The 20,931-nt window shown below is 63.5% G+C and carries 18 protein-coding genes; 8 read left to right on the top strand and 10 right to left on the bottom strand.

Annotated features, from left to right (window positions below; translation table 11 throughout):
- Positions 1 to 2: 2 nt before the first annotated feature.
- Positions 3 to 275, bottom strand: a complete 273-nt coding sequence (locus tag CQ14_RS40250; RefSeq protein WP_063800499.1) for a PilZ domain-containing protein — start codon at positions 273 to 275, stop codon at positions 3 to 5.
- 304 nt (positions 276 to 579) lie between these two features.
- On the opposite strand from CQ14_RS40250, the gene CQ14_RS40245 reads away from it, so the two are divergent.
- Positions 580 to 1,146: a GlcG/HbpS family heme-binding protein gene (locus tag CQ14_RS40245; RefSeq protein ID WP_063800491.1), complete on the top strand. Its 567-nt coding sequence runs from the start codon at positions 580 to 582 to the stop codon at positions 1,144 to 1,146.
- A 119-nt stretch (positions 1,147 to 1,265) separates the two neighbouring features.
- On the opposite strand, the gene CQ14_RS40240 is transcribed toward CQ14_RS40245, so the two are convergent.
- Both CQ14_RS40240 and CQ14_RS40235 read right to left on the bottom strand, forming a co-directional pair.
- Positions 1,266 to 2,036 (bottom strand): SDR family NAD(P)-dependent oxidoreductase, encoded by a 771-nt coding sequence (locus CQ14_RS40240; protein WP_057863277.1) that lies wholly within the window; start codon positions 2,034 to 2,036, stop codon positions 1,266 to 1,268.
- Positions 2,037 to 2,221: 185 nt separating this feature from the next.
- Positions 2,222 to 2,509, bottom strand: coding sequence for a hypothetical protein (locus tag CQ14_RS40235; RefSeq protein WP_057863276.1), 288 nt, complete (start codon positions 2,507 to 2,509; stop codon positions 2,222 to 2,224).
- Positions 2,510 to 2,671: 162 nt separating this feature from the next.
- Here CQ14_RS40235 and CQ14_RS40230 point away from each other — a divergent pair, with 162 nt between their 5' ends.
- From CQ14_RS40230 to CQ14_RS40210, 5 genes are all read left to right on the top strand, one after another.
- A complete protein-coding gene (locus CQ14_RS40230; protein WP_057863275.1) occupies positions 2,672 to 4,066 on the top strand; it encodes a CoA transferase in 1,395 nt (464 codons plus the stop codon).
- Positions 4,067 to 4,210: 144 nt separating this feature from the next.
- On the top strand, positions 4,211 to 5,455 hold the full coding sequence (locus CQ14_RS40225) for an efflux RND transporter periplasmic adaptor subunit (RefSeq protein WP_057863274.1): 1,245 nt from the start codon (positions 4,211 to 4,213) through the stop codon (positions 5,453 to 5,455).
- 23 nt (positions 5,456 to 5,478) lie between these two features.
- The gene (locus tag CQ14_RS40220) at positions 5,479 to 8,598 is read left to right on the top strand and encodes an efflux RND transporter permease subunit (protein ID WP_057863273.1); all 3,120 of its coding nucleotides are present in this window, start codon (positions 5,479 to 5,481) and stop codon (positions 8,596 to 8,598) included.
- Between the two features lie 105 nt (positions 8,599 to 8,703).
- Positions 8,704 to 10,167 carry a hypothetical protein gene (locus tag CQ14_RS40215; protein WP_245320902.1) on the top strand — a complete coding sequence of 488 codons (1,464 nt, stop codon included), beginning with the start codon at positions 8,704 to 8,706 and terminating at the stop codon, positions 10,165 to 10,167.
- A gap of 15 nt (positions 10,168 to 10,182) precedes the next feature.
- Positions 10,183 to 11,094 (top strand): methylenetetrahydrofolate reductase, encoded by a 912-nt coding sequence (locus tag CQ14_RS40210; protein WP_057863272.1) that lies wholly within the window; start codon positions 10,183 to 10,185, stop codon positions 11,092 to 11,094.
- Here the strand turns inward: CQ14_RS40210 and CQ14_RS40205 are convergent.
- A complete protein-coding gene (locus CQ14_RS40205; protein ID WP_057863271.1) occupies positions 11,082 to 12,047 on the bottom strand; it encodes an amidohydrolase family protein in 966 nt (321 codons plus the stop codon). The two genes, CQ14_RS40210 and CQ14_RS40205, sit on opposite strands and share 13 nt — an antisense overlap.
- A 272-nt stretch (positions 12,048 to 12,319) precedes the next feature.
- Between CQ14_RS40205 and CQ14_RS40200 the strand changes: the two genes are divergently transcribed.
- On the top strand, positions 12,320 to 13,921 hold the full coding sequence (locus CQ14_RS40200; protein ID WP_057863270.1) for an FAD-binding oxidoreductase: 1,602 nt from the start codon (positions 12,320 to 12,322) through the stop codon (positions 13,919 to 13,921).
- A gap of 35 nt (positions 13,922 to 13,956) precedes the next feature.
- Here the strand turns inward: CQ14_RS40200 and CQ14_RS40195 are convergent, their stop codons facing one another.
- The 6 genes from CQ14_RS40195 to CQ14_RS40170 all read right to left on the bottom strand — a co-directional run bounded on the left by CQ14_RS40195 (position 13,957) and on the right by CQ14_RS40170 (position 18,642).
- Positions 13,957 to 14,226, bottom strand: a complete 270-nt coding sequence (locus CQ14_RS40195) for a hypothetical protein (protein WP_057863269.1) — start codon at positions 14,224 to 14,226, stop codon at positions 13,957 to 13,959.
- Between the two features lie 18 nt (positions 14,227 to 14,244).
- Positions 14,245 to 14,586, bottom strand: coding sequence for a hypothetical protein (locus CQ14_RS40190; protein ID WP_057863268.1), 342 nt, complete (start codon positions 14,584 to 14,586; stop codon positions 14,245 to 14,247).
- Complete coding sequence (locus tag CQ14_RS40185) at positions 14,576 to 15,676, bottom strand: hypothetical protein (RefSeq protein WP_057863267.1); 1,101 nt, start codon at positions 15,674 to 15,676, stop codon at positions 14,576 to 14,578. Before CQ14_RS40185 ends, CQ14_RS40190 begins: the two co-directional genes overlap by 11 nt.
- Positions 15,669 to 16,091 (bottom strand): hypothetical protein, encoded by a 423-nt coding sequence (locus tag CQ14_RS40180; RefSeq protein WP_057863266.1) that lies wholly within the window; start codon positions 16,089 to 16,091, stop codon positions 15,669 to 15,671. The genes CQ14_RS40185 and CQ14_RS40180 overlap by 8 nt, the downstream gene beginning before the upstream one ends.
- A gap of 34 nt (positions 16,092 to 16,125) precedes the next feature.
- A complete protein-coding gene (locus CQ14_RS40175; protein WP_057863265.1) occupies positions 16,126 to 17,097 on the bottom strand; it encodes an alpha/beta fold hydrolase in 972 nt (323 codons plus the stop codon).
- Positions 17,098 to 17,226: 129 nt separating this feature from the next.
- Positions 17,227 to 18,642, bottom strand: coding sequence for a TolC family outer membrane protein (locus CQ14_RS40170; RefSeq protein ID WP_156435865.1), 1,416 nt, complete (start codon positions 18,640 to 18,642; stop codon positions 17,227 to 17,229).
- A 336-nt stretch (positions 18,643 to 18,978) separates the two neighbouring features.
- On the opposite strand from CQ14_RS40170, the gene CQ14_RS40165 reads away from it, so the two are divergent.
- Positions 18,979 to 20,826 carry an acetyl-CoA hydrolase/transferase C-terminal domain-containing protein gene (locus tag CQ14_RS40165; RefSeq protein WP_057863264.1) on the top strand — a complete coding sequence of 616 codons (1,848 nt, stop codon included), beginning with the start codon at positions 18,979 to 18,981 and terminating at the stop codon, positions 20,824 to 20,826.
- Positions 20,827 to 20,931: the final 105 nt, after the last annotated feature.

The raw sequence follows: 20,931 nt of genomic DNA, 5'->3' as shown, positions 1-20,931 counted from the left end.
CCTCAGGACAGAAACTTCACGCCGTAGGTCTTGCCCCGGCGCCACACCACTTCGCACGACTGGCGCGTCGTGTGTTCGGGCACCAGCGCCAGTTCAAAACTGTCCCTGACGTCGAACGGAGCATCGGTCACGATCTTGGCGCCGCCCGGGGAGACGTCCAGGACGATGCATTCGATCTTCGTCACCCCGTCGTCGGTCGTCACCCATGTCGGCCGTTTGCGCAGCTGGCGTCGCGGCTCGCGCTGCACTTTTGTCCTTTGCTCGTCGACAATCATCGTGGCCACCCGTCATTGGACCCAGTCGGCTGGGTCTTCGCAGTGGTGACCACATTGAATGCAAGTTCGTAAAGTTCCCTTAGCTTATCGATTCAAATTGACCCGGTTTGGTTCGCGAGTTGTAAGCCCGGCTCTCGCAACTGCGGTAGGCCGGATGCAACGGGTTACGCGCAATCGCACGCCCAAATTGAGTTTTAACCAGCAACGAAACCTCATATCGTCGCCGGCGGCCGGGCAGCACAGGGGAGGACCCGGCCGCACATCATCAACGCTTCATAATCAATACCCTTGGGAGGAAGAAGACATGCGTCGGAATACTTTGGCGATTCTTGCGGCGTGCGCCGTCGCAGCGGTCTGCGGACAGGCCCCGGCTCAAGCTCAGCAACCGGCGGCTCCGGCAGCCCCGGCCGCTCCAGCAGCCCCTGCGGCAGTGCCCGACCAGATGCCGTTCGATATTCCTTATGGCAATTCGATCACCGCCGATCGCGCCGCCGACATCGTGAAGGCGGTCGTTGCCGAGGCCACCAAGTCTCCGCGCAACTGGAAGCTCGCCATTTCCGTTGTCGATACCCATGGCGACCTCGTCTATTTCTACAAGATGGACAACACCCAGCACGGCTCGGTGACGATCTCGCAGAACAAGGCGCGGACGTCGGCGCGGCTTCGACGTCCGACGCAGATCTTCAGCAACGCGATGCAGACTCCCGCCGGCAACTATCTTGCCACGCTGGATTCGCCCCCGCCGACCGCGTCTCCCGGCGGCTTCCCGCTGATCGAAGGCGGCAAGATCATCGGCGCCGTCGGTTGCAGTGGCGCCACCGGCGATCAGGATGCGGTGGCCTGCAAGGCCGGCGCGGAAACGATCAAGTAGAAAAGATTCCGGAATCGTAGGGTGGGCAAAGGCGCATCGCGCCGTGCCCACCATCTTCAATCCGGATCGCTGTTGCAAAAGGTGGGCACGCTGCGCTTTGCCCACCCTACAATCCGTCGTTAGAAATTCACCCGGTTCGAGATCGCGCCGTCGACCACGAGGTTCGAACCGGTCGTGAACGAAGACGCCGGGCTCGCCAGGAAAACCGCCGCATTGGCGATTTCCTGCGGCGTCGCCATGCGGCCGGTCGGGTTGCGCGCCAGCGCATCCTGGTAGCGCTTCGGCATGTTCTGCTCGACCATGTTCCAGATGCCGCCCTTGAAATAGACCGTGCCCGGCGACACCACGTTGACGCGGATTTTCTTGCCCGCGTATTGCCGCGCCAGTCCCTTGGCCATGTGGATCAGCGCCGCCTTGATCGGGCCATAGGAGCTGGCGGCGTCGGCCTGCGCGGCTGATATCGACGAGATGATGATGAATGCTGCGTCGCCGGTTTTTTCGCCGCTGGCCTCGAGAAACGGCCGCGCCGCCTCGAATGCGTTGACGGCGCCGAGCACGTCGAGCCGAAAGTTCTGCTCCCAGGAGGCGGGATCGCCGCCTTGCGCCATCGCCCCGGCGTTGGAAAACAGCATGTCGATGCTGCCGAGCTCGTTGGCCGTATCAGATATCCATGATTTCAGCGCCGCCGCGTCGGTAACATCGAGCGGCACCCCGGTCGCGCGCCCGCCATGCGCCTTCAGCTCGCTAACGGTCGCCGCGACCTGATCCACATTGCGCGCGCACACCGCGACGCCTGCGCCTTCGCCCGCCAGCGTATCCGCAATCGCCCGCCCGATGCCCCGCGTGCCGCCGAGCACGACGGCGTTTCTACCCTTCAAACCCAAGTCCATTTTGTTTTTCCTTGATTGATCCGCAGCACATTGTAGCGAGGAAGGTGACGCGGGAGAAAGCTCAAAGTGTGAAAGGGCTGCGTAGGGTGGGTAGAGTGAAGCGAAACCCATCACCCTCACGAACGGCATTGATGGGTTTCGCTTCGCTCTACCCATCCTACCGGCTACGGGCGGGCATGCCGGACTTACTCCGGCGCAGCACCAACCGGCGGGCCGCCGGGCGGACGATGCAGGAAGGTAATAGTCAGATAAGCGCCGACCCACGAGCCGATAGCGGCGAACACGACATAGACCCAATTGTCGGTGTAGCTGATCACGGCGTAGGACGAGAGCACGTACCAGATGCTGCTCCAGGTCGCTGCCGGCACGCGCTTGCGGTGTACCACCGCCGAAGTGAACATCACGTAGACCGCGTCGGTCCCTGCGGTCGCAAGGAAAACGGCTCCCGCCGTCAGGGGGTCGATGGCCGCCATTGCAACTCCTTCCGGATTGAGGACGCGTAGCCCGGATGAAGCGAAGCGCAATCCGGGTAAGAGCGATCCGCGTGGCAAGATCGTTCCTGGATTTCGCTGACGCTCCATCCGGGCTACGTTGACTGGAATATTCGAGACGAACGTTAGGGAAGAGACGCGCCGATGCAAAGCCCCAGAGAAATTCTCGCCGACATCTGGACCTCTGCCGGCGGCGATCCGTCCGCACTCGATGCGCTCAAGCTGACCGGCGACGAGCCGCAATTGCCGTCCTCGTTTCGCGTTGCGGCGGCGGCGCAGGTCAGCGTCGCCGCCAGCGCGCTCGCCGCGGCCGAGATCTGGAAAATGCGCGGCGGAGAGGCGCAGGGCGTTTCGGTCGATATGCGCCATGCCGTGGTCGAATGCCGGAGCGAGCGTTATCTCCGCCTCGACGGCAAGCCGCCGCCGCCGGCCTGGGACGCGATCGCCGGTGTCTACAAGGTCAGCGACGGCTTTGTGCGGCTGCACACCAACTTTCCGCATCACCGCGATGCCGTCTGCAAGGTACTGAACTGCAAGCCCGAGCGCGACGCCGTGCAGGCCGCGCTGATGCAATTGGACGGCGAGGCGTTCGAGACCGCAGCCTATGCGAACGGCGGCGTCGTTGCCTTCATGCGCTCCCATGACCAATGGTCGGCGACGCCGCATGCCAGGGCACTCGCCGGATTGCCACTGATCTCGATCACGAAAATCGGCGAGGCCGCGCCAAAGCCGTGGCCCGCGGGCGAGCGGCCGCTCGCCGGGCTCCGGGTGCTCGATCTGTCGCGCGTGATTGCAGGTCCCGTGGCGGGACGGACGCTCGCGGCCCATGGCGCCGACGTGCTGCTGATCTCAGGACCGGATCTGCCGGCGATCCCGTGGCTCACGATCGATACCGGCCGCGGGAAGCTGACGAGTTTCGTCGAACTCAGGACGGAGCAGGGCCGGGCGGTGTTGCGGGAGTTGCTGGCTGACGCCGATATCTTTTCGCAAGGCTACCGGCCGCATGCGATCGCCGGCCTCGGCTTTTCGCCGGAGGAAGCGGCGCGCATCAATCCCGGCATCATTTATGTCACGTTGTCCGCCTATGGTGCCGTCGGGCCTTGGGCCGGGCGGCGCGGTTTCGACTCGTTGGTGCAGACCGCGACCGGATTCAACCATGCCGAGGGTCAGGCGGCCGGTATTGAGGGGCCAAAGGAATTGCCCGCGCAGATGCTCGACCACGCCACCGGCTACTTCATGGCGTTCGGCGCGATGATAGCCAAAGCGCGTCAGGCGCGCGAAGGCGGCAGTTGGCACGTCCAGGTGTCGCTGGCGCAGACCGGGCGGTGGCTGTGGAATCTCGGGCGGGTCGCCGGCGGGCTGGATACCCGTGATTTTACGGGGGAGGCGGTGACGCCATTTATGGAGGAGACCGGCTCAGGTTTTGGTACGCTGCGATCAGTCAGGCATTCTGGGGTTTTGGCGAAAACCCCGGCGTTTTGGGCCCGTCCGGCAATGCCGCTCGGCAGCGATCAACCGCAATGGCCTAGGCACGAATGAGGCAGTCATAAGGCGTTCATATGCACTTCTCCAAACTTTAACCTCTCCGCCAAACCAATTTTCGTTTTTTAGGTTGTGTAAAATGCCAATTGGGCACTATTAGCGGGTAGGTGAGGCAAAACGTCGCTGAGTGATCCGGGCCGCATGCTGAAACAATTAACAAAGCAATGGCAGCCGCTTAGTCGGAAGCGATGGGCTATGGCAGTGGCGTTCGTGGCGCTCGCAAGTGCGGGCGCCTATGGCTACGCCCAGATCGGCGGTGCAAAGCGCGGGCATTCGGAAATTTCGAGCCAGTCGCGCAAGGGCTTGCAGCGCTATACGCCGAGCCCCGCCGAATGGGCCAGCCTGACCATTCAGCCCGTCACCGAGCGGGGCTTCCGCGCCGAGCACGTCACCGAAGGCAAGATCGCGATCGATGAAGATCGTTCGACGCCGGTGTTCTCGCCCTATGCGGGCCGTGTCACCAGGCTGCTGGCCAGGCCGGGCGACAGTGTCGTCAAGGGCCAGCCGCTGTTCGTGATCGAGGCCGCCGACAACGTCCAGGCGCAAAACGATTTTATCGCGGCCATGACCGCCATGAACAAGGCGAAGTCCGCGCTCGAATTGGCGCAGTTGCAGGGAACGCGCGCCAAGGATCTGTTCGAAGGCAAGGCCGTCCCGTTGAAGGATTATCAGCAGAGTCAGGCGACCCTGATCCAGGCGCAGAATGACATGCGCTCGTCGGAAACGGCGCTGCAGGCGGCGCGCAACAAGCTGCGCCTGCTCGGCCTCACTGACGAGGACATCGCGACCTTCCAGGAGAAGGGCCGTATCAATCCCGAGATCACCATCTTCGCACCGATCGCCGGCACCGTGGTCCAGCGCAAGATCGGCCCGGGGCAATACGTCAACGCCGGCGCCAGCGACCCCGTCTATGTGATCGGCGATCTCTCCACCGTTTGGATGACGGCGTTCGTTCGCGAAAGCGACTGCGCCAACGTCGCGATCGGGCAGGAGGTGAGTTTCAACGTGCTGGCGCTGCCGGGCCGTTCGCTGTCGGCGCGGATCAACTATGTCGCCACCGCAATCGATCCGGCGACGCGGCGGCTACTCGTCCGCGCCACCATCGACAACAAGAACGGCACGCTGAAGCCGGAGATGTTCGCCAATGTCACGATCTATTCGGCGGGCGACCGTCCCGCAGTCGGCGTGCCGAAGCAGGCGCTGATCTATGAAGGCGACCAGGTCCGGATCTGGGTCGCGCATCCGGACAAGACCATCGAACTGCGTCAGATCAAGCCCGGCCTCATCAATGGCGATCTCGTCGAGGTGGTCGGCAATTTGAAGCCTGGTGAGCAGATCGTCACCAAGGGCGCACTCTTCATCGACCGCGCCGCGTCCGGCAGCTGACCTCTCACTGAAAGCTTCGATCTGTGGATCGCCTGGTCGCCCTAGCAGTCAGCCGCCGCTATTTGATGGTCGGCATGTTCGTCGCCGTGCTGGTCGGCGGACTGATCGCGTTCCAGCACCTCAACATCGAGGCCTATCCCGATCCGACCCCGCCGATGGTCGACATCGTGACGCAGAGCCCTGGCCTGTCGTCGGAAGAGATCGAGCGCTACATCACGATTCCGATCGAGACCCAGGTCGCCGGCATCAAGAATCTGCGCACGATCCGCACCATCTCGTTGTACGGCCTATCCGACGTCAAACTGCAATTCTCCTTCGACTACACTTATGAAGAGGCATTGCAGCAGGTTCTGAACCGCCTGGCGCAATTGCCGCCGCTGCCAGGCAATGTGCAGCCGACCATCTCGCCGCTCAGCCCGATCGGCGAGATTTTTCGTTACCGCCTGAAGGGCCCGCCGAACTACAGCGTGCTCGATCTCAAGACGCTGCAGGACTGGGTGCTGCAACGCCGCTTCCGCGCCGTGCCCGGCGTCATCGACGTCACGGGGTGGGGCGGCAAGACCAAGACCTACGAGCTGCAGGTCGATTTCAACAAGCTGGTCGCCAACGGGCTGACGCTGCCGCAGGTGCTTCAGGCCGTAAGCAACGCCAACATCAATGTCGGCGGCAACACCGTCAATATCGGCGCGCAATCCGCCGTGGTGCGCGGCGTCGGCCTGATCCGCTCGATCGACGACCTCAACAACACTATGGTGTCGCAGTCCGGCGGCAATCCAGTGCTGGTGCGCGACATCGCCCATGTCACGATCGGGGAGAAGCCGCGGCTCGGTATTGCCGGCCTCGACCAGGACGACGACATCGTGCAGGGCATCGTGCTGATGCGGCGCGGCGAGCAGAGTTCGCCGACGATTGCCCGCGTCGAAAAGCTCGTGCACGACATCAATCATTCCTCGATCCTGCCGCCCGGCGTGAAAATCGAGCGGATCTACGACCGCAAGGACCTCATCGACATCACCACGCATACGGTGCTGCACAACATGGTGGTTGGGATCCTCCTGATCGTGCTGCTGCAGTGGATGTTCCTCGGCGATCTCCGCAGCGCGCTGATCGTCGGCGCAACGATTCCGTTCGCGCTGTTTTTCGCCGTCATCATCCTGGTGCTGCGCGGCGAATCCGCCAACCTGCTGTCGGTCGGCGCGATCGATTTCGGCCTGATCGTCGACGGCACCGTGATCATGGTGGAGGCGATCTTCCGGCGGCTGACCCAGACGACGGCGCTGTCGGAGGCCGAGCAGAGCCACATCTCCTTCGAAACCACGATGGGAATGAAGAGCCACGCCATTCTGTCGGCGTCTGCCGACGTGTCGCGCTCGATCTTCTTCGCAGCCGCTATCATCATCGCCGCCTTCCTGCCGCTGTTCACGCTGAGCGGCGTCGAGGGCAATATCTTTGGGCCGATGGCGCGGACCTATGCCTATGCTTTGGCGGGCGGACTCCTCGCGACTTTCACCGTAACGCCCGCGCTGAGCGCGATCATCCTGCCCGCGCACATGCAGGAAACCGAGACCCGCATCATGGCGTTCCTGCATTGGTTCTATATGCCGGTCCTGCGGTGGGCGATTGCGAACCGCAAGATCGTGTTGGGCGGTGCTGCCGTGCTCTTCCTGATGACGATTGCGTTCGCGCGGTTGCTGGGCCTGGAATTCCTGCCCAAGCTGGAAGAAGGAAATCTTTGGATCCGCGCCACGTTGCCGCCGACCATCTCGCTGCAGGAAGGCAATGCCTACGTCAACGAGATGCGCAGGATGATCCGCGCGCGTCCCGAAGTGGAATCGGTGGTGTCGCAGCATGGACGCCCGGACGACGGCACCGACGCCGCCGGCCTGTTCAACGCCGAATTCTTCGCGCCGCTCAAACCCAACACCGAATGGCCCGGCACCCGCGACAAGGATGAGTTGACCGCGCAGCTCTTGGGGCAATTGCAGGACAAATTCCCGGGCGTCGAATTCAACTTCTCGCAATACCTGCAGGACAACGTCTCGGAGGCGGTCTCGGGCGTCAAGGGCGAGAACTCGATCAAGCTGTTCGGCAACGACCTGCAGGCGCTGACCGATACCGCCAACAAGATCAAATCCGTGCTCGGCACCGTGCAGGGCGTCACCGACCTCGCCGTGTTCACCTCGCTCGGCCAGCCGACCATTCAGATCGACGTCGACCGTGCCCGCGCGGCGCGCTACGGCCTGTCGCCCGGCGATATCAACGCCACCATCAAGGTCGCGGTCGGCGGCGACAGCGCCGGCGATCTCTACGAGCCCGGCAGCGACCGGCATTTCCCGATCATCGTTCGTCTTGCGCCGGAGTACCGCAAGAGCGCGGAGGCGATCCACAACTTGCGGATCGGCGTGGCCGGGCAGGGCGGCGTTACGCAGATCCCGCTCAGCGAGGTCGCCTCGATCAACCTGGTCTCGGGCGCCGCCTATATTTACCGCGAAGGGCAGGAACGCTATCTGCCGATCAAGTTCTCGGTGCGTAACCGCGACCTCGGCAGCGCGATCCATGAAGCGCAGGACAAGGTCGCCGAGCAGGTCCAGCTTCCGCCGGGATCGCGGATCGAATGGGTCGGCGAGTTCGGTAACCTGAAGGACGCCATCCGAAGACTGTCGATCGTGGTGCCGATCAGCCTCGCGCTGATCGGCGTACTCTTGTTCTTCAATTTCGGTTCGATGGTCGACACGCTGCTCGCGATGAGCGTAATCCCGATGGCGATCTTCGGCGGTGTGCTCGGATTGCTGATCACGGGGATTCCCTTCAGCGTCTCGGCGGCGATCGGCTTCATCGCGCTGTTCGGTATCGCCGTGATGGACGGCATCATCATCCTGTCGCAGTACAACCAGCTCATCGACGAGGGCTATGAGCGGATCCGCGCGGTGATCCGCACTGGCGAACTGCAGTTGCGGCCGGTGCTGATGACCTGCGTGGTCGCGGGCGTCGGACTGTTGCCGGCGGCACTCTCGGAGGGGATCGGTTCGCAGGTGCAAAAGCCGCTGGCGGTCGTGGTCGTCACCGGCATGATGCTGGCGCCGATCGTGATCCTGGTGACGTTGCCTGCCCTGATCTCGGTGTTCTCGCGCCGGGCACGCTAGAAGCCGTGTGGGCACATGCCCATGTTTCCTGCCCACTCGGTTTGTGGTTGACGCAAACCTGCGGCCGTCCCTTGATACCGGCAGGGACAACCGCAGGAGCAAGCCATGCGGATCGAGGAAAGCCAGGGCACTAGCCAGCTATCTGCAGGGCCAACGAACGGCCACGTACCACTTGCGAAGACCGCGCCGACGGCCGAGCAGATTCTCGGCGAAATCCGTGACTATTGCCGCCAGACACGCACGGCCGAATCGACCTTCGGGCGGCTGGTGGTCAACGACGGCAAGCTGGTATCGCGCTTGCGCGACGGCGCCAGGATCACGACCGGCACGCTTGACAAGGTCCGCGCGTATCTCGCCGAGCACCAGCCAGCTTCAGCCGACGCATCGTCCAGTTCCCCGGCGACCAGGCCGCAGAACGGCACGGCCGCAGCCCCGGCGGTTGCGCCGCCGGGATTCCGATTCTTCGACAACCGGCAAAAGTATCTGCTGTTCGTCTCGACCTGCAGCGAGAAGAGCGAGGTCGGCAACCGCATCTCGCTCGAACTCGGCAATCTGCAGCCGGCGCCGCCGGCACTGCGCATCTTCGACGCCGGCGTCGGCGACGGCACCGTGCTGTCGCGGGTGATGCGCGCGGTGCATGCGCGCTTCCCCACCATGCCGCTCTATGTCGTGGCGAAGGAGATCAGCTACGAAGACGTCCGCCTGATGCTGGAGAAAATGGCCGACCGCCTGTTCGAGCATCCCGCCACGGTGCTGGTCGTGACAAACCTCTATTATGCCGAGGCGCCGTGGCTGACGCCGCGCTCGGTGACGTCAGCGCAAGGCCTGATCTGGAAGGATGTCACGCTGACCGGCAACACCGCGCACGGCTTCGCCGAACAGATCGGTGAGCTCGAAAGCTTCCTCGCCGAGAACTGGCGTGCCGGCATCAGTCCGACCACGGGCAATCCGGTCTACCAGCGCCCGGTGATCCTGACGCTGCGGCGCGAGGATCATTCGTTCCTGCTCGATCCGATCATGCCACGGCCCGGCCGGGTGATGGCCGATTATGACCTCGTCATTGCCTCGCAGCCCTACCGGGCGCGGGCGAGTGTCGAGTTCAAGGCATCGAAAGTCGTGACTCCGCTGGTCAAATCGTTGCGGCCGGGAGGGCGGCTGATCGGCATCCATTCGCACGGGCGGGATCCCGGCATCGAGATCATCGACCAGGTCTGGCCGGGCGACGATCCGTTCAAGACCGACCGCTATGCGATCCTGCGCCAGGTCAAGCACGAGCTCGGCGCGGCGGCGCGGCATTACAATTTCAATGCCTCCTCGGATGCGCGCTCGATCTTCCGCTATCAGATGCACACCCTGCCGGACGAAGTCAGCGGGCCGATCGGCACCTCAACGCTGTTCGCGGCTTGGAACGCCGCGATCTACGTAGCGCAGATTGAGGATAACAGGCTGTCGGAAGTCGTTCGCGACGGCCGCTATCTCGAAGCCACCGACCGCGTCCTGAAGAAGCATGGCGGCCTGTGGTTCAACGACGAGACCTATGTGATCTCGCGCCGCCGCGCGCCGGCCTGAGTTTGGGAGGCGTCCGTGACCGTCACCGATCAGCCATCCCCCAGACTTGCCGCGCTGCTGCCGTCGGCCTCCGTCGAAATCTCCTCGCGCGGGCATCAGCTCGCAGAACTGCGCGACAATTTCGCTGCAGGCACCGACGTCACGATCACATTCCTGCCCGGCGACAATTACCGACATAACGTCGAAACGGCGGCCGCGCTGCGCCGCGCCGGCTACAATCCGGTGCCCCATGTCGCCGCGCGCGAAATGGCCTCGCGGGAAGCGCTCGATGATTTCCTGGCGCGGGCGCGGGGCGAAGCCGGTGTGTCGCGGGTCGTCCTCATTGCGGGCGATGTCGCGGCGGCCAAGGGCCCGTTCAAGTCGACGTGGGACGTCTGCAGCAGCGGTTTGCTCGAGGCACGCGGCGTTGCATACGTCAGCCTCGCCGGTCATCCCGAGGGCCATCCCTATCTCGAACTGCCGGAAGCCCTGAACGGTCTCAAGGCATGGCGGGACTGGGGGCAGCGGACGGGAGTGCGGATCGATATCGTCTCGCAGTTCTGCTTCGAGAGCGCGCCGATCCTGCAATGGATCGGTGCCCTCGATCGCGCCGGCATCGATCTTCCGGTCATTATCGGCCTGGCCGGGCCGGCGACGCCGGCGACGCTGACAAAATTTGCGCTCCGCTGCGGCATCGGCAATTCCATGCGCGCGCTGCGGGCCCAGATCGGCCGGTTCGGCCGGCTGCTGACCGACACCGGGCCGGACGACGTCGTCAGGGGATTGTGGTCGGCGCCGGCAACCGCGACCGCATCGATTACGGGATTCCACCTGTTTCCGTTCGGCGGCCTGCGCAAAGCCGGTGCGTGGTTGCGCGAGAACCACCACGACCCGCTCCGGTCAGCGGAGCGGGTCGTGGTCTCACATGCCGGGCTTCAGAACCCGTAGAGCTGGGCCGGGTTGTCGACCAGGATCTTCTTGCGGATTGCCGCATCCGGCGCCCACACCGCAAGCTGATTCAACAGCTTCCCGTCCTCGATCTGGAATAGTGGCGTGACGTCGGTGACCTGCTTGCCGGCCGGGGTAACGGAGTCCGGGTGCGGCCAGTCGGTGCCCCAGATGATGCGGTCGGGATTGGCCGCGATCAACGCCTTGGCGAGCGGGGTGCAGTCGGCGTAGTCGGGGCCGAGTTTCGAGGAGCGATAGGCGCCGGAAATCTTCACATAGGCCTTGCCCGATTTGACGAGATCGACGAGGTCAGCAAACCCGGGCTGCTCGACGCCAAGCGCCGCCTGGGCGCCGCCGAAATGGTCGAACACGACCGGTACCGGCGAAGCCAGGATCAGATCCTTGACCGCTGATATCATCGGCAGATTGGTATAGATCTGCACGTGCCAGCCGCGCGCCTTCATGCGTTCGACGGCCGTCGTGAATCGCGGCCGCGCGACGTTCGGATCGTTGACGCCGCCGGTTGCGAGGTTGAGGCGGACGCCGCGAATGCCGGCCTTGCCCATGAGATCGAGATCGCTCTCGGACGTCTTGTCGTCGATCACGGCGACCCCGCGCGCGGTCGGCCCGCGCGCCGCCATGCCGAACAGCGTCGCCGAATTGTCGGTGCCATAGATCGAGGGCGTGACGATCACCACGCGCTCCATGCGCAGCGCCTTGTGCAGCGCGCTCATTTCCTCGGGCGAGGCCAGTTCGGGCGTATAGACGCGGCCGGAGAAGAACGGAAATTTCTGGGGATCAGGATGGATATGGGTGTGGCAGTCGCAGGCGCCCGCGGGCACGTCGAAATTCACCGGTGTTGCTGGCTGTGCCGCTTTGGCAGAGGCGGTTCTGTCGTTCATCATCACTCCGGCGGCGATGGAGGCAAGCATCATACTGCGTCGCGTCAGCATTGGTGTTCTCCCTGGATATTGTTGTTGATTGTTGGTGTCCGGACGGGGCGTCATGCCCGTCAATTCCAGCGTTCCTCCGGCGCCGGGCGTTGCTTCGCCCGTGGTGTGGCGAGGAGATTATCGAGAGAAGTGAGGCGCGGGAAGGGCGCCCGTCGCCTGGCTACGCAGAGTTATCGGTCCGGTAACGTGGCCGGCGTATCGAACCGGAAGCCGCCAAATTTGACTAATGATCCGCCCGCCCGGAATATCCTGTAACCCTCTGGAATCACTTCATGCGAAAATTTTCACAAAAGTTCAAAACCGGCGTGTCCGTTGCCGCCGTGGTCGTCGTGCTGCTCGGCGTTTACAGCTATCGCAAGCTTGCCGCGTTGGCCGCCGATCCCACCGGAGAAAAGGATTGCGGGCCGGCGGTCGGCGGTGATGAGCAAGCCAAGATGGATCCCCTCGAGCGGATCAAGGTGATTGCGCCGCTTAAGGATGTGAAATGGTCGCAGCTTGGCGGAAGCATCAACGACGCAAGCTGCCTCAGCAAAACCGAGATCTACGGCGTCGTCGACGTCCGCAGCGTCGACGATATTGCCAAGACACTGGCCTTTGCGCGCGACAACAAGCTCTCCGTCACTACCGCCGGCGTCCGTCACAGCATGGGCGGGCAGGCCTTCCGCAAGGGCGGCATCGTGCTCGACATGCGCGGCTTCAACAAGATCGTGCTCAACGAGAGCTCGCGATCGGTCACGGTGCAGCCGGGCGCGACCTGGCACGACATCCAGAACGTGCTGCACCCGCGCTTCGCGGTTCGCGCCATGCAGTCGACCGACATCTTCACCGTCGGCGGTTCGATCTCGGTCAATGCCCATGGCATGGACCACCAGGCCGGCGCGCTCGCGAAATCGATCAAGTCGATGAAGGTGATGCTGGCGGACGGGTCGCTGCGCACGGTGTCGGCGACCGAGAATCCGGACCTGTTCAACCTCGTGGTCGGCGGTTACGGCCTGTTCGGCGTCATCGTCGAGGCCGAACTCGATATTGCCGACAACCTGGTCTACCAGACCGGCCGCCGCATGATGGACTACAAGGAATTCCCGGCGCTGTTCGCCAACGAGATCGAGAGGGACGGCAATATCGGCCTGATGTACGGCCACCTCTCGACCGCACCAAGCTCGTTCCTGAAGGAGTTGCTGCTGTACACCTACACCAAGGTCGACGGCACCGATTTCAAGCGCCAGCCGCTCGGCGAGGTCTCAGGCACCAAATTGCGGCGGCTCACCATCAACCTGTCCAAGCAGGGCGCGCTGTTTCAGGAAATGAAGTGGCTGTCGGAAAAGCACATCGAGCACCGCATGGAGAGCTGCACGGTGACGCGCGCGCAGGCGATCGGATCGGCGGAGGCCTGCCTCGTCAACCGCAACGACCCGATGCACGATTCCGTGCCTTATTTGCGCAATTCGCTGCCCAACGATACCGACATCCTGCACGAGTACTTCATCCCGCGCAGCCAGTTCGTCTCGTTTGTCGACGGCATGCGCAAGGTGCTGACCGACAACAAGACCAATCTCCTCAACGCGTCGGTGCGCGTCGTGCATCAGGAGAACAATTTCCTGACCTATTCGCCGGAGCCGGCGTTCTCGCTGGTGCTCTACATCAACCAGACCACGGATGACGAGGGCAACCGGCGGATGAAGAAGGCGACCGAGGAGCTGATCGACCTCACCATCGCCCACAAGGGCCGGTTCTTCCTGCCTTACCAGCTCTATTATTCGAAGGATCAGCTGCAGCGCTCGTATCCGCAGATCAACGATTTCTTCGCGGCGAAGCGGAAGTATGATCCGAGCGGGCTATTCACCAATACGTTTTACCAAAAATACGCGTCGTGACACTGCCCGGCAGAATGGGATGGGCATTGTGTCCATCACAGAAAATCTCGCAGCCTGGCAAGTTCAACGGCGAGTTCGGCGGAGATTACTGCAGGGATCAGTTCGCCCTGAGGGGCAGTATGAATTTGGTAGAGATGACGCTGGCCCAGCGGCTGCGTCAATAACTTCGTCAGGCATGCGTCCAAGGTACCGTCAAAGACCGAGTATGGGATGGGCCACGCAACGTCTTTGGCGCGCTCGTTGTTCTTCGACGGCCATTTTTTCAGAACAGCGGGCGCGTAAAAATCCGTTTCAGGATACTCCATGAGGCATCGCGGTCGCAGTTACAGCGCGGTGAACCGCCTCCGTGGCAGGCCGCTGCAGCCGCCTGCCTGTTCGGCGTCCAGCACAAACAGCGCACCTGCCGCGTACAGACGGCCGACGAAATTGGCGTCGTCGGAACGCGCAATGGTGAAGTAGTTGTTCGACGCAACAATCCGGCCGTTGGCTTTGGCGATCGCAGCCAGCGCCTGGGACGGCGGGCCAATCACCGCCATCGACTTGCCGGGGGCCGATCCGAAGGTCAGCGCAACGACCACGGCGAGCCAGCCGCAGATGACCAGGGCGATCGCGCCGGCAATCCGGCCCCATCGCCGACCTCCACGCTGCCGGCCGTCAGTAATCATAGAAGTGCTCAATGCTCGCACCCCTGGCCTTGAGCTCGCGGTTGATATCGACAAGACGGTCGATCCTCGCCTTCAGACCCGCCCGGCGGAAGCCGGGCCGTGCATCCAGTTCCAGCGAAAACAGCTCCGTCGTGCCCTTGATGTCGAGTTTAGCGGCATCGGGGGCAATCACCGTGATGAGGATATCGTGATTGCCAGCGATCTCCACAACCCCATAACCCTGATCCAGCAGGCCCATGAGGATGTCGGTAAAGTCCTTGTAGCGCGGCGTCTGCACCAATTGCCATTGCGGGGTCAGCGCGCGGATCGGCTTGATGCGCGGCTCCTTCGCCAGCACGTCGGGCGGCAATGTGGCGACCGCAAACACGATGTCGCGCGGCTCGTTGTCGCCACCTGCGTCGAGCGCCTTCTGGATCAGCGAGGCATAGCCGATCTTGACGAAATATTCGGCGCCAAGCGCGAAGTCGCGCTCCCAGCTGCGCAAGTTGCTCGGCGTCGGAGCGGAGATCGCCATCAGACCGTCGAGCTTTTCCCGGAACGGATATTTGTACCAGGGGATGGTATAGAGGAAGGCGGCATAGTCCTGCAGCACGGCGCGGCCGAACTCGTCCTGCGGCGTGCGCTTCTCGCCCCTGATCCATTCGAACACGCGGCCGACGGTATTCTCGTAGAATCCCTTGATGGCGTATTCGACGGAATAGCTGATGCCGATGACGTAGATCATCGTCTTCACCTCGGCGAGCGATTCGCCCGTCGCGGGTACGACGCGGTTGATGGTGCAAAAGCTCCGCCAGAATCCGAAGATGTGACCGAGATAGCCGAAACGGCTTTCGCTGGAGCGGTCGAGGAAGCGGCCGAAATCCTCGAAGGAATAGACGATGTACCATTCGGGGAAGGTGAAGAACGTGTTGTTCAGCTTGCGCCGGTAGCCTGCCTCGTCGATCGCGGGCAGGGTAACGACGGGTGCGCTAGCCGCCGTTGCGTCGGACGACGGACGGCACGTGCCCTCGATATAGGCCAGCGGCAAAAGCACCGTCAGCGCAATCAGGATTGCGACGACCGCGAGGATGCGCCGCAGCCATTTAAGCATGTACGGCGGTCCGCGTCCGCGGCGCTAGAAGGTATCCGATCAGGATCGCCACGCCGCCGAGGCCAAGATGAGGAGCGTTGGCGAAGAACCGCGTCGAGAGCGGCAGGTTGAGGACGCCGTTAATCAGGATGCCGAAGTCGAGATAGCCGCTGCCGGTGAGGAGGCCGAGTACGCCGTCGGCGAAATAGAACACGCCGAACAGTTGAAAGAACAATTCGGAGGCGCGGCGCGAGGTCATCGCCGCGGCTGCCGCCCACAGCGCCGAGACCAGATGCAGTCCGTCGGCGTACCAGGTGCGGCGGAACAGGCCGAAGATCATGTCGTTGGCGTCGATGAAGGCCGGAATGTAGCCGGTGAGAATCACGAAGCCGAGCAGGGCGGCATAGCCCCAGGCGCACAATCTGATGATGTCCATGATGTCTCCGGCCGGGTTCGAATCTCGGTCCAGTCTAGAGTTTTCCGAGTGTCTTGAGCAGGGCATCGTTGAACATGCCGGGGTCCTCGATCTGCGGAATGTGGCCGAGTCCCGGCAGCAAGGTCAGGTCCGTTTCAGGCGGCAGCAGCGTCTGGAGATCGCGGGCCTGCTCGACCGGCGTAATGGTGTCCTTGTCGCCCCAGAGGATCGCGACCGGGACTTCCAGCTTCGCATAGGCCGTGCGGTCCGCGCTTGCCGCATTCGTGTCGGTGCCGAGGAAATAATAGAGCCAGTCGGCGATATCGCTCGTGCTGTCGCGCTGGGCCAGCGGCCTTTGCAGGATCGCGACATATTCCGGCAGCGCGCGCTCCTTCTTCGCGATCATCGATTGCAGCAGCGTTTGCGTCGCGATCGGATTGGTGATGGTCAGCGACACTAGGATTTCGCGAATCCATTGCGGCTGGATCACCCAGGGCGCGGCCGATGGCGTGGCCGTCAATCCGAGGGCCGCATCGACCAGCACCAATGCGCGCGCCCGATCCGGATATCGCATCACCAGTTCGGTCGCAGCACCGGCGCCGAAGGAGTGTCCGACGATGATGGCGGGCGGGGCCTCCAGCGTATCGAGCACGTCGTTGATCCGGGCAGCCTGGTCCTGCCGCGTATAGCCGCCGGGACGATCCGAGAACCCGAACGGCGGGAGGTCAAGGGCGATCACATGAAAGCCGGCGGATGCCAGCGCATCGCTGGTCTGCCGCCACAACTCGCTCCACGCCGCTGTGCCGTGAAACAGGACCACGGGAATGCCGTTCGCGGGGCCCTTCTCCTGCACGAAGACGCCGCCCGAACGTGTCGGCACCAGATGGCCGGTCCTTGGCGCCAGTTGGGCGCGCATGCCGGTCTCGCGTATCGACGCCGCCATGCGGAACGAGGTGATCAGAAGGATGATCGACAGCACGAGGACCAACAGGCCGTTGGCCGACCAGCGCAGGATGTTTGAAACCACGAGGCCTCGCAAAATCCATCGAAATAAAACGGGGGCGGGAACCCCTACGTTTTAGGCCAACGCGGGTTGCGGGCGACTGAAAATACACGACATAATCAGCGTCCGGTTAACGCCGGGAGAAAATACAACCTACTGTCCGGACGGTGTCCGCAGCCCGTGCCAGGCGTCGCGCACCTGATGGTAGTGCACTTCCGGCAGATAATCCGGCGTGTTGAGGCCGAGATTCTTGACGTCGAGCCGGCCGATGGCGCTGAGCAGCGTATAGGAGGCGATGACGCGGTCGCGCTGCGCGCCGATTAGCCGCGCCTTGGCCAGGATCAGGTCTTGCTGCGCGTTCAGCACGTCGACCGTGGTACGCTGCCCACCGGCGGCTTCCCGCTGCACGCCCTGCAGCGCGACGGTGGCGGCGCGGACTTCGGCTTCGGATGCCGTGACCGCAATCTTGGCCCCCTCGTTGGCGACCCAGGCGCCGACCGCCGCGGTGCGGGCCTGGTTGCGGACCTGATCCAGCACCTGCCGGCTTTGAGCGGCGACTTCCTTGGCCTGTCGGGTCTGCGAGGCCGCCATGCCGCCATCATAGATCGGCTGGTTGAGCTGGCCGGTAATGGAAGCCTGGTCGGTCCCTGCGCTGCTGAGGGTAGGGTCGGACTGCCTGCTGCGGCTGGCGCTGCCTTGCAGCGTGATGGTCGGCATCAGGCTGCTTTCGGCGACGCGGATCGAGGTGGAGGCGACATCGAAATCGAAGCTTGCCGCCATCACAGCCGGATGCTCCCGGAAGGCAAGGCCGGTGGCATCGTCGCGGCTGCGCGGCAGCAGCCGGTCCACGGTATCGGCCGGGCGGAGCAGGTTGGGCGCGTTGCCGATGACCTGAAGATATGTCGCCTGGCTGACGGCCAGATTGACCTCAGCGGCGTTCAAATCGGCGCGCCCCCGGCTCAGGCGTGCCTCGGCCTGCGCAGTATCGGTCGGCGTCACGTCGCCGGCATTGAGACGTTTCTGGGTGATGCCGAGCGTTTCCTGCAGGAAGGCTACGTTGGCGCGCTGGGCTTCGACCAGCGACTGGTTGGCGAGCACGTTGGTATAGACCGTGACCGCATCGAGCAGCACGCCCTGGCCGACATTGCGCAGCGCCTCGCGGCCGGACTGCACCTGCAATTCCGCCACGCGGACGCTGTTGGCGGTCTTGAAACCGTTGAACAGCGTCTGGGACACGGTCACCCCGATGGTCCAGGGCTTCAGATTCGCGGACTGGATGGTGTTGTCGGGCAGCAGGTTGCGCACCGCCTGAAAGCCGGCGGAGAGAGTGGCGACGATCTGCGGCCGATAACCGGAAAGCGCCTGCGGCACATTCTCGTCCGTGGCGCGCTGGCGGGCCCGTTCGGCATTGAGCGCGGGATTGGTCTGATAGGCCTTGGCCAGCGCCTCGGGGAGGCCTTCGCCATGCGCGGCCGGCGCCGCCAACGCCACGCAAGCCGCCACAAGGCAAATGCCCGATCGAAGCAACCGCCTTGTCACGTGGCCAATGCTGACGGCACGCCCTGTCATTTGATCCCGTAGTGAACACGAGAGCGTGATGACCCGGTTTCGAGTCATCGCGCTCAATCTTCCTGTTTGAGCACGATCTTCAGGAATCGCGGTTACCCCCGTCATTCCCGGTGCTTGTCCGCCCCCGCCGACAACCCCGGCTCGTCTACCTGTTTAGGGGGCGCCGTGGCCACAGGCAAACTGCCGCGCGACATCAGTACATTAATTCACTGAAATACATGCTTGGCTGTTGCCCGTTCGTCACAGACGCAGTCCGGTGGCAAATGCGCTATGCTCGGATCGCTGGCGTCCGACTCAGGGCGGTTGGCTTCCAAGCTATGCCCGGGTCCGCAACCGATGCCAAAGCTGTTTTCCGACCCCCAAGCGATCGCGGAGGATATCATCCGCGATGTCGGAACCGACCTTGTGGTCGGTTTGCCGCTCGGGCTCGGCAAGGCCAACCATGTCGTCAACGCGCTGTATGCGCGCGCCGTGGCTGACCGCTCGATCAAGCTCACCCTGTTTTCGGCGCTGACGCTGGAAAAGCCGCGGCCCTCAAGCCTGCTCGAACGGCGCTTCATCGGCCCGGTGATCGATCGCCTGTTCGGCGGTTACCCGGACCTCGCCTATGCCGATTCGCTGCATGCCGGCGAACTGCCGCCCAACGTCCAGGTGATCGAGTTCTTCTTCCTGGCCGGCAAATGGCTGCACGTGCCGTACGCGCAGCAGCACTACATCTCCGCGAACTACACCCATGCCTCGTCCTATCTGCTGACGCGCGGGCTGAACGTCGTCACCCAACTGGTGGCGAAACGTGTGGTCGACGGCGTGGCGCGCTACAGTTTGAGTTGCAACACCGACACGACGCTCGACATCCTGCGCGCCCGCAACGAGGGGCGCGCGTCATTCAAGCTGATCGGCCAGGTCAACTCCGAACTGCCGTTCATGCCGGGCGCCGGCGATCTGCCGGCAGACGAATTCTCCGCCGTGCTCGACAGCCCCGCGACGGATTTCCCGCTGTTCGCGCCACCGGCCGAGCCGGTCAGCGACACCAAATATGCGATCGGGCTGCATGCCGCTGGCCTCGTGCCTGACGGCGGCACGCTGCAGATCGGCATCGGACAGGTCGGCGATGCGCTGGCGCGGGGGTTGATCGTTCGCCACCACGACAACGCGCAGTACCACGCCATCATGAAGCGGCTGACGCCGGGCGCGGCGCCCGTGGAGAGTGGGCCGTTCACGAAGGGGCTTTATGGCGTCAGCGAAATGCTGATCGACGCCTTCCTCGGCCTGATCGACGCGGGCATTCTCAAGCGCGAGGTCGAGGGCGTCGTGCTGCACGGCGCGTTCTTCGTCGGGCCGAAATCGCTCTATCGCGCGTTGCGGGAGATGGCTCCCGACCAACTCGCGCGCATCCAGATGATGCCGGTGTCCTTCACCAACCAGCTCTATGGCGACGAGGATGCCAAGCGCCGCGCGCGGATCGACGCGCGCTTCATCAACACCGCGATGATGGCGACGCTGATGGGAGCTGCGGTCTCCGACGGCCTCGAGGACGGTCAGGTCGTCAGCGGCGTCGGCGGCCAGTACAATTTCGTCGCGCAGGCGTTCGCGCTGCACGGCGCGCGATCGATTCTCGCACTGGATTCGACACGGCAGGCTGGTCGCAAGACGTTCTCCAACATCCGCTGGAATTACGGCCACCAGACCATCCCGCGGCATCTGCGCGACGTGTTCGTCACCGAATATGGCGCAGCCGATGTCAGGGGCAAATCGGATGCCGAGACGATTGCGGCGATGCTGGCGGTCACGGATTCGCGTTTCCAGGACGAACTGGCTGGGATTGCCAAGGATGCCGGCAAGCTGCCGAAGGCGTATGAAATTCCACGGGCTCATCGCGAGAACTTTCCGGAACGGGTCGCGGAGGCCTTAAAGCCCGCGCGCGAGGCCGGGCTGTTGCCGTCATTTCCATTTGGCAGCGATTTTACCGAGGTCGAGCAACGGCTGATCCCGGCCTTGCAGTTGCTGCGCGAGGCTCAGCGGACGCCGCTTCGCCTGCCGGGATTGCTATGGCAGGGAATGACCCAGCCGCCGGATGCGGCCAAGCGCGAATGCCTGAAGCGGCTCGGCCTCGATCGCCCGACGACGTTTGCCGAGCGCGGCTATCGCGCGCTGGTCAATGCGGCGTTGGCGCGGACGAAATAGCGGCGACAACGAAAATATCGAAAACAACCCCATGCAAAGTAGCTGTAGGATGGGCAAGGCAAAGCGTGCCCACCATTGGAGTTGCTTAACCCTCATGGTGAGGAG

Origin of the sequence: Bradyrhizobium lablabi, from assembly GCF_001440475.1 — a bacterium.
GTDB classification, from domain to species: domain Bacteria; phylum Pseudomonadota; class Alphaproteobacteria; order Rhizobiales; family Xanthobacteraceae; genus Bradyrhizobium; species Bradyrhizobium lablabi.
Note: the sequence above shows the minus strand (reverse complement) of the source record. Positions and strands in the feature narration are given on the sequence as shown.